General features: G+C 65.4%; 1 protein-coding gene. It reads left to right on the forward strand.

Annotated elements, in window-relative coordinates:
• The first annotated feature begins 124 nt into the window (after positions 1-124).
• Positions 125-2578: an HAD-IC family P-type ATPase gene (locus BJQ90_RS16205; RefSeq protein WP_413463703.1), complete on the forward strand. Its 2454-nt coding sequence runs from the start codon at positions 125-127 to the stop codon at positions 2576-2578.
• Positions 2579-2699 lie beyond the last annotated feature (121 nt).

Here is a 2699-nt window from a genome sequence, read left to right on the forward strand (position 1 = left end):
AACCCCACCACCACACCGATCCCAGGCACCCACCAAACCCTCCCCACACCCAAACAACCAAAACAACTCCCTGTGGGCTGCATCACCTGCTTTCCGGAGCCCCTGCCGTTACGATCAGGAGGTGATGGCAGAACGCCGGCGCCACAGACCAGACTTGCTGCACCGGCGCGTGTCCGGACCGGCCGCCGCCGGCCTGTCCGGCGGTGACGTCGCCTCCCGTGTGAGTCAGGGGCTTGCGAACCGCGTGCCGGACACAACCAGCCGCAGCCTTTGGCAGATCGTCCGGGCCAATGTGCTGACGCTGTTCAACGCAATTGTGGGCACGAGTTTCGTCCTCCTGCTCCTGCTGGGCAGCTGGCAGGATGCGCTCTTTGGCCTGGCCGCAGCCGGCAACGCCGTCATCGGCGTCGTACAGGAGTACCGCGCCAAGCGGTCCCTGGACCGCCTCGCAGTGCTCGAGGCCCCGCTGGCGCGTGTGCTTCGCGACGGCACCGTGCAGGAAATCCCCACGGCTGAGGTTGTGCTGGACGATGTCCTGGTCCTGCGCGCCGGCGACCAGGTCACGGCCGATGCTTCCGTCCTCGAGAGCGGCGGCCTCGAGGCCGACGAATCCCTCCTCACCGGGGAGTCGGACCCCGTTGATAAGGAGGCAGGGACCGAGGTGCTTTCCGGCTCGATTATTGTTGCTGGACGCAGCACCGCAAGAGTGATCCGGGTGGGCGCTGACTCGTTTTCCAGCAGGCTCGCAGCCGACGCGAAGCGATTCTCGCTGGTCAACTCCGAGATCCGCAACAGTCTCGACCGGATTCTGCGCTGGCTCACGTGGGCGCTGCTCCCGGTCGCCCTGATCGTGGCGAACGGCGAGATGCAGTCCAGGGGAGGTTGGGAGCAGGCTATCGACAGCGGCGCCTGGACCTCCGCGCTGGTGGGGGTGATTGCGAGTGTCATCGCGATGGTTCCCCTGGGGCTGGTCCTGCTCTCCAGCGTGGCCTTCGCTGTCGGCGGGGTCCGGCTCGCCGCGAACAAGGTTCTCATCCAGGAGCTGGCCGCGGTCGAAGGGCTGGCCCGCGTGGATGTCCTTTGTCTGGACAAGACCGGCACACTCACCGAAGGCCGAATCATTTTCGACGGCGTGCATGAGCTGGCCGGACCCGCCGAACCTGGTTGGGAGCATGCCCTGGGCTGGTTCGCCGCGGATCCGGAGGCAAACGCGACTTCGCGTTGCCTCGAGGCGGCATTCGAGCACGACGGCGGAAGCCCAGCGGTCTCATCGGTTCCGTTCTCGTCCGCCCGGAAGTGGAGTTCCGTGACATTCGACGGCGGCAGAAAACCCTCAGGCTCCTGGATCCTTGGCGCCCCTGAAATAGTACTGACGCGCATACCCGGCGGCGCAGACCCGGGACCGACGGCATGCGCCGCTCTGGACAAGGCAGGCCGGCTCGCCGAGTCCGGCCTGCGAACCGTCGTGCTGGCCTACGCCGACGACACAACCATTACTGCCGACGACGCCACACTGCCGCCAGTTGTGAAACCTGTCGTTGTGCTCACATTTCGGGAGCAGATCCGCCCAGATGCCCGACAGACGCTGGATTATTTCCGAGATGAGGGCGTTGAGCTGAAAATCATTTCGGGGGATGACCCCCGGACGGTCGCCGCAATTGCGCGGACCGTGGGTCTGGACGTCAGGGACGGCTACGATGCCCGGAAACTTCCGGCCGAACCCCGGCTGCTTGAAGAGGTAATGGGCGACAACACGGTCTTCGGCAGGGTGAGCCCCGGCCAGAAGAAGGACATGGTGGCAGCTCTCCAGCGCCGCGGGCATACAGTAGCGATGACCGGAGACGGCGTCAACGATGTGCTGGCATTGAAGGAGGCCGACCTCGGCATCGCCATGAACAGTGCCGCACCCGCCACCAAGGCCGTGGCCCGGCTGGTGCTGCTGGATGGACGCTTCGACCGGCTGCCCGGGGTGGTGGCCGAGGGCCGCCGGGTGATTGCCAACATCGAGCGGGTGTCCAAGCTGTTCCTCAGCAAGACGGCCTATTCGATCGCGCTGGCAGTCAGCTTCGGGCTGCTCAACCTGCAGTTTCCATTCCTGCCGCGCCAGCTGTCCTTCACGGACGGACTGACAATCGGGATTCCCTCCTTCTTCCTGGCGCTGATGGCCAATACCCGCCGTTACCGCCCCGGGTTCCTGCGCAGGTCGTTGTCCTTCTCCGTCCCCGCCGGCCTTATCGTCGCGGCTTCACTGCTGGGGTTGAACCTGTACTCGCGTTCCAGCGGCGCTGCCGGGGGAGCGCCCGAGCCGCTACAGTCGGCATCGGTGCTGACCTTGTCGGTGATCGGATTGTGGATTCTCGCGGTCGTCTCCCGGCCGCTCGATAAGAAGAAGTTGGCGGTGCTGCTGGCGATGTGCACCAGCCTCCTGATCCTGCTCAACCTGCCGCTCGCCCAGGACTTCTTCCATCTCGCGATGCCGCCGGCGGACTTATTGTGGGCGGCAGGCGCCGCCGCGCTTGGCGGCGGGCTGGCTGTCGAGCTCCTCGCCTGGATCCATGGCAGGAAGTTCCCCCGTTGACGGGCGGTCGGTGCCTCGACGGGTGCCTTAAAATCTGGAATAGGTGTTAAATGCGGGAGAGCCCCGACCGTTGTGGTTGGGGCTCTCGACCGTTTAATGATGTTCCGGCGGTGACCTACTC

This window comes from Arthrobacter sp. SO3 (assembly GCF_020532825.1).
Taxonomy (GTDB): domain Bacteria; phylum Actinomycetota; class Actinomycetes; order Actinomycetales; family Micrococcaceae; genus Arthrobacter.

What these genes read in the sequence shown, in the direction of transcription:
- BJQ90_RS16205 (WP_413463703.1), top strand. Translation starts at nt 125, where the DNA reads ATGGCAGAACGCCGGCGCCACAGACCAGACTTGCTGCACCGGCGCGTG.